Raw genomic sequence first — 6,957 nt, forward strand, 5'->3', positions numbered from 1 at the left:
GTAGTTCGGCATCTCCCGGAGCATGGCGGCCCGGACTTCGTCCGGGTCCTTGGACCCAAAGGGCTGAACTCGAATGATCGTGGTGTGGTGTTTCCCACCCGTATCCCATCGCAGCTCGGGACTCCCATGAGCCTCGTTGCTGTACCGGACCGACTCGACGCGCTCCGCTTCGAGCCGCTTCTCGTCGTCAGAGCGACAGGCGCAGGCAGCAATCAGGAGCAGGGCAACGAAGGCGGGGCGGACGCGCATGGTCCAGGAAACCAGCACAGCGTGAGTACCCAGGTCCACTGGTCACACATTCAGGTGCTCACGTCCCCGCGCATCTGCCTCGCATCGAGCCTGAACGGAGTCTACCGTGTCTGAGCAGTTCGACTTGGCCACGCTGTCGGTCCGCATCGACACCTCCGAGGCGGCAGGAGGGGTGCAGGGACTCAGCGACCTGACGAAGGCTGCGGAAAAGACGGAGACGGCGACCACGAAGGTCGAGTCGGCCACCGCGCAGTTTCAGCGTGAGATGGCGAAGATGCTCAAGGAGGTGGAAGCCAACACCAGAGCCTTCGACGACATGCGCAACAAGTTGAAGGACCTGGAGCGAGTGAGCGCGCTCTCGAAGACCTTCGACATGGCGGCCGAGGCGGCGAAGCGGTTTCAGAAGTCGATGGAAGATACGAAGGTGTTGGACACCTTCAACGAGAAGCTGAAGCTGCTGGAGGGCTCAGCGGGGCGCCTCACGTCTGCATTCGGGGACACAGGCACCATCCACCGGTTCATGAACGAACTGAACAAGGCGTCCTCGGCCATGTCGAAGATGCAGGACGACATGCGCGCCGCGAAGTCCGTCCAGGAGGTCGCGAAGGCCGCAGAGCTCGCGAAGTCGCCCGTGGAACAGCTCTCCAAGGGGCTTGGCGGACTCGCCGGCAACCTCATGGGCATGGTGGCAGTGGGGGCCACGTTGCGGAGCGTCACCACCGAGGCGCTGGGCTTCTCCACGGCCATGGCCCAGGTGAGCACTCTGCTCGAGGACAACCAGCTCGGGATGATGGGCCCGCTTGCGGAGAGCGCGAAGCGACTGGGCGCCCAGTTCGGCCGTGGGCCCACCGACCAGGCCAAGGCGCTCTACGAAATCATGTCCGCTGGTGCCGCCGACGCGGCGAAGGCCACGGAGATGCTCGCCATCGCCAACAAGCTGGCCATCGGCGGTGTGACGGAGGTGAGCGTCGCGGCCGACGGCCTGACGTCCATCATGGCCAGCTACGGCACCCAGCTCCGGAGTGCCACCCAGGCCGCCGACGCCATGTTCGTGTCGGCAGCAGACGGCAAGACGTCTATCGAGACCATGGCCCGGCACATCGGCAAGGTGGCGCCGATTGCGTCCCAGACGGGCGTGTCGCTCCAGGAACTGCTGGCGGCGAACGCGGCGCTCACCAAGGCCGGCATCAAGACGGAGACAGCCATGGAGGGGGTGAGGGCCATCCTGGCGCAGGTGGCCAAGCCGTCCAGCGAGGCGGCCATCCTGGCGAAGGAACTCGGCATCGAGTTCAACATCGCCGGGCTGAAGTCCAAGGGCTTCGCGGGCTTCCTCCAGGACATGAAGGACAAGACGGGTGGCAGCACGGAGTTGCTTGCTGCGCTCGTCGGCGGCGTCGAGGCGCTGCTTCCGGTGATGACGCTCTCGGGCTCAGCCTCGGTGGACTTCGCGACGTCGCTCCAGAACATGGAGACGTCGGCAGGGAAGACGGAGGCGGCCTTCAAGAAGATGGCGGAGACGCCGCAGATGAAGGTGGACCAGCTCCGCGCTCGCTTCGCCGCCCTGCGAATCGAGGTGGGCGAAGATCTGCTCAACTCCGTCTCGCCCGCCATGGATGGGTTGTTGGCGCACTTCGAGGAAGTGACGACGGCGGCTCGCTACCTCGCCCAGGCGCTGGCGGTGATTGGTGCCGCGCGCGCGGTCGCATGGGGACAGGAGTGGACGAAGGCCTTGTTGGAAAAGGCGGCGGCCGCGAAGAAGGCGAAGGAGGCTGTCGTCGAGGCGGCGCTGACCGAATCGCACTACAAGCGAGCCGTGGGGGAGAGTCGCGCTGAGTCGCTGAGGAATGCGCTGGCCCAGCTAGAGAAGCGGCAGGCCACGCTCCAGGCGGCTGCCGCGGTCGAGGGCTCGATGTTGGCCTCCCGCAAGGCGGCCATCGAGTCTAACCTCCTGGCGCAGGCGAAGGTCCGTGAGGCGATTGCGATTGAAGGTGCGACGTTCGCGACGCGGGCAGGCTCTGCCGCGCTGGCGGCCATGGGCGGGCCCATCGGCGTGGTTGTCATCGCCCTGGGGGCGGCCGTCACCGCGTTCGCCGAGTTCGGCCGGGCTGCGGAAGAGGCGCGCGAGAAGGCGATGCAGCACGCTCAGGAGTCGGCCGCCGCGGTGGGGCGAGGTTCGCAAATCGTGGTGGACCTCATGACCCAGACGAAGGCCCTTGAGGATCAGGCCAGGGCGCTGGAGCGCCTCACCATTGCAAAAGAAGAGGTCGCCGCCCTGGGTGGGAAATACCAAGACCTTCTCACGAGCGAAGTCGACACGATTGGTGAGCTCGCGGCAGTAGTCCGGCAGGTCGCTGGCGATGATTTGAAGGCGGCCCACGCGGACATCGCGCGCATGACTGCCGCAGTGAAGGAGAAGCAAAATCGCATCGTCACCGTGAATTGGACATGGGCTGGACGAGGGAAGCCGTTCTCCGAGGTTCGGAAGGACCCGCGGTTCGCGGCGCAGATCGAAGAGAAGCTCGTCCCTTTGGAGAAGGAACTCGCTGTTCACCAGCAGCGTGCAGCCGAAATTCAGAAGGCGCTTATCTCGCTGGAGGACGCCGCCAAGAAGGAGGCCGAGCTGGCTGACAAGGTCGCGGGTGCCCATGGCCGCGCCGGGGCGGCGGCTACGAAGTCGGCGTCGGAGACTATTGAGGCCGGCAAGAAGAAGGTCGAGGAGGCGAAGAAGGCCGCTGCGTGGCTGTCGAAGCTGGAGGAGGACGTCCGCGCCATCGGGAAGACGAAGGCGGGCGCGCTAAACCAGTCGGACGAGTACATGCTGCTGACGGAGGAGCAGAAGAAGCTCGCCGACGTGGCCATCGCGAAGCTCAAGGATGCCGAGGCGTCGAAGAAGGCGGCCCAAGCGAGGGACGAGCTGACGAAGAAGGCGCAGACGTGGCTCGAGCGCATCCAGGAGGAGTCGGGTGCTCTCGGGAAGTCGAAGGCCGAGGCCCTCAGTCTCACCGACGAGTACAAGGCGCTCTCCAAGGAGCAGCAGAAGCAGGCGGACGTGGCCATCGCCAGGTTGAAGGAGGCCGAGGCTACGAAGGCGGTGGAGAAGGTGGAGAAGGAGCGCCTCCAGAACCTCCAACAGCTCAACCGGGAGTTGGGGGACCAGTCCGGGACGCGCTTCGTCGAGGCCCAGCGGCTCCTCCGTGAAGAGCTGGACGCGGGGCGCCTCAAGCTGGCGGACTACAATGCTCAACTCGCCAAGGCGCGGGAGCTGTGGACTCCGGAGGGCCGCGCCGAGGCCCAGCTTGCCAAGGAGTTGGAGAACCTGGAGAAGCAAATCAACCCCCTGGCCGACGCGCAGAAGCGCATGGCGGCCGTGGAGAAGCTCTTCCAGGAGGGGCGCATCGGCGCGGCCGCGTACCGGCGGGAGGTGGCGAAGCTGCAGGAGCAGCTCTCCACCGGCTTCTCGCTGGCCCAGGACGCCGTCACCTCCGCGGCCCAGCACATGGAGGACGCCTTCGTCACCTTCGCCACCACGGGGCAGTTCAGCTTCCGGAACATGGTGGAGAGCATGCTGAAGGACCTGGCGCGCCTCCTGGCGCACAAGGCCTTCCTGGCCCTGGTGGACACCGCGACGGGCGCTCTCATCGGCGTGACGACGGCGCCGGCCGCGAACTCGAGCGGGTCCACCGTGGGCGGCGCGGACCTGTCCGGCATGTTCGGTTCCATGCTGGGTGGGGGCGCGGGCGGCATCGGCAAGCTGGACTTCGGGGCCGAGGTACCCCAGGTGCCGAAGCTGTACGTGCCCAGCAAGGCCGACATCCTCCCGCCGGCAGGGGCTGCGAGCGGAGCGGCGCCCATCTCCCTCCACATCCACGTGCACCAGGACGGCTCAGCCACAACCACGGTGGAGTCGTCGGGAGGCAGGGCCGAGTCCGAGAAGCTGGCGCGCGGGCTCGGCGCCGTCGTCCTCAAGGTACTGGTCGAGCAACTCCAGCCTGGCGGAGTGCTCTACAACGGAATTCGGACGCGGCGATAACGGCTCTGCGATCCTATCTTCCAGCGATAGAGAGATGCCCTTGGCCGCAGGCTCCATGTTCACCGTCAACGATGATCACATATTGCCTACCCGCCACGAGTCCGTTAACTCGAAATCGGCCCCGCGTGCTTCCCTCGGCAGAGCCCCTGTTGCAAGCAAGCACCTGGGAGGTGTCGCCCCTCCTGCGCAACTCCAAGACGGTGTCGTAGCCTGACGCTGCGGTAGTGAAGTAGTAGTCTCCCGTTACTGGGGCGGTCCAATGAAACCATACGTCATTCGAGTTGCCGGCTCCGCAGGTTGTTCTCCACTCATTATTGCCGGTGCAACTATCGAATGTCACCAAAGGAGCGCCCAGTGCACTCCCGAGGTGCCCACCATACCGAGCCTGTGAAAGCTCGCCGTCTTCATTAGATGCGTCAGATTCGGAGAAATTCTCCTCTGTTCCCGAGAGGTCTTGCTGCTCGTTGATGTTGGCGTCGTGCGTTGGGCCGCATGCACTCAGCATGATGAGCCAGCTCAGTCGTGACAAAAGTGCTCTGATGGAAATGGACATATCTGCACCAATGAGGAATGGGCGCCCTTGCCCCTGGAGGAGGCGGGACGACCAAGCATGGGAGGCTGTGCTTGGTTGCTCTATCATTTGGTCGAGGTCGGACGCGCGCCACTGCCTTGTGCGTACGGGTTGTCTTCTGTTTGTGGACGCTCCTGCTAGACAGTCGGAGGAGTCGAAGGTGCGGTCCTCGGGCAGGCCGACGCCGAGCGCATGGCCCGCGGGCTGAGCGTGACCATCCGCAAGGCACTCCTCGAGGAGATGCAGCCCGGCGGCTCCATCTACAACTTCATGGCGCGGCGTCGGAAGTTGACTGCTCTATTGTCTGTTCGACGCGCGGGCAGCGCGGTGTCATGCGTCACGCACTGGAAAGGGCAGAGCTGTTCTGCTCTGCTCAGTGGCGGCGAATCCCTGGCGGGCGACTGCGTGCCGAGAGAGGAATCGTTGCGTTCGAAAGCGAGGTGTGGGTGCTGAGATTGAATGCAGCGAATGTTGCAGTTGGGGCTCTGTGCTTGTTTTTTACGCCGCAAGCGCTGGCCGCCGAGTGGTTCCCCTGCGGGTACGCAAGCCAGATCCCCAATGGAGGCTGCTGGCTTCCAAGTCACGATCCCCATCGCTATCAATATGGAGTCAAGTATAACACACATACTCCCCAGCCCGTTGTTTGCTCGCACTGGAACTATGGTCATCGCCTGCACAGCGTGACGCCGTACGCCTTGGTGGGGGATGACCCGTCGACAGGCAGCCACATGGCTGGCGTGATGTTCTACCGACAGACGCTTGCGCAAGATGACGACGTGTGCACGGGCGGAACATGGCGTCACCAGTACTGGTACTACGGCGCGGACAACAAGGTCACCCCGTACGCCAGCCACGGATGCATGGATATACAGATTTTCTGTCGGGCGTTCTGATTTGGGGTTGAGCCACCGGGCTGCGAGGCTACGCGCCACGTGACGAGCGTCGTCCGTCACGTGGCCCCGGCGTCCGCCGGCAGCAGCGGAACCTGCTCGGGCGAGCGCGGCACCGCGAGGTGCCCGTACTTCTGCGCGAACCACGCCACCCCAACCGGCGTCACCAACGTCTGGGGACGGGTGTGCGGCTCGTCCTGGCCGGGCTTGGGCCGGCGCAGCACCTGGTACGCGAGACGGCCGTTCCGGATGAAGGACGCGTAGGGCACCCAGGGGCTCTCCTCGTCCTTCTTGAAGCACACGCCGTCCCGCTCCAGCCACCGGAAGAAGTCGCGGATGGGCAGCCGCAGGTGCCGGGCCGTGTCCATGAGGCTCATCAGCCGGGTGGTGGAGAGGAAGTCGTCGGCCAGCTTCACCGCGGGCGCCTGGGTCTCGAGCTGGCGCTGCTGCTCGACGAGCTGCGCGGCCTGGCGCTCGTTCGCCTCGGCCAGGTCGGCTGCGAGCCGGAGCGCCTCGGACAGCGACTTCGGCACCAGGAAGGCGGGCGTCGCCCTGGGCGCCGGAAGTCTCCGCGCCACCGCATCGAAGACCTCGATGACGCGCAGGTGGAAGGCTGGACTCACCCACATGGCGTAGGCGTACACGAGGGGCCGGCTGACGAAGGTGCCCTGGGTGGTGCCCCCGCGGACGCTCTCCACCGGACCGTTCATCGAATCCGAGGAACGGGTCAGCTCGGCGATGAGTCCCCGGGTGGACTCGTTGCGGAGGAAGTTCGAGGGCTGGTGACGCGGCTCACCGCCAACTGCCCGGTGCAGGTCGTTGAGGCTGTAGCGGCCGTGGGCGTCCTGCTGGACGACGACGTCGCCGAGGGTGAGCGTGGTGGGCGGGCAGGACATGTTGACCTCGGGGAAAGGCACCCCCTCCCCGGAGCCGTGCACTCCGGGGAAGGGGCGGCGCCTCACGACGGGAGGGGGGAGTCGTGGGCGTCTTGTGGTGTTGCCTGCACGGGGCCTGGACACAGCCTGTGGCTGAGAGGGGACGGCGTCCGGTGGCCGACGCGAAACCACGAATTGGCGCTCGCGGCTGCTTGCCGGACAATGCCCTCGGCCCGGTCGTCCTCACGCTCGCACACCTTCACGACAGGGGACTCACCATGAAGAGCTTGAAGCTGTGGCTGTTGGCCTGCACCGTCGCGCTCATCGCCGGGTGCGGTGGAG

At 65.6% G+C, this 6,957-nt stretch carries 4 protein-coding genes; 2 read left to right on the forward strand and 2 right to left on the reverse strand.

What is annotated here, in order from left to right:
- A partial coding sequence (locus K8625_RS43265) for a hypothetical protein (RefSeq protein WP_223786064.1) occupies nt 1-249 on the reverse strand: 249 nt, incomplete at its 3' end.
- A gap of 106 nt (nt 250-355) precedes the next feature.
- Here K8625_RS43265 and K8625_RS43270 point away from each other — a divergent pair.
- Both K8625_RS43270 and K8625_RS43275 read left to right on the forward strand, forming a co-directional pair.
- On the forward strand, nt 356-4,279 hold the full coding sequence (locus K8625_RS43270; protein WP_223786065.1) for a phage tail tape measure protein: 3,924 nt from the start codon (nt 356-358) through the stop codon (nt 4,277-4,279).
- A gap of 903 nt (nt 4,280-5,182) precedes the next feature.
- A complete protein-coding gene (locus tag K8625_RS43275; protein WP_223786066.1) occupies nt 5,183-5,743 on the forward strand; it encodes a hypothetical protein in 561 nt (186 codons plus the stop codon).
- A 56-nt stretch (nt 5,744-5,799) separates the two neighbouring features.
- On the opposite strand, the gene K8625_RS43280 is transcribed toward K8625_RS43275, so the two are convergent.
- Entirely contained in the window at nt 5,800-6,636 is an 837-nt protein-coding gene (locus tag K8625_RS43280) for a KilA-N domain-containing protein (RefSeq protein WP_223786067.1), read from the reverse strand.
- Between the last annotated feature and the right edge of the window lie 321 nt (nt 6,637-6,957).

The sequence above is a fragment of the Myxococcus sp. AS-1-15 genome (genome assembly GCF_020037055.1).
GTDB classification, from domain to species: Bacteria; Myxococcota; Myxococcia; order Myxococcales; family Myxococcaceae; genus Myxococcus; species Myxococcus fulvus.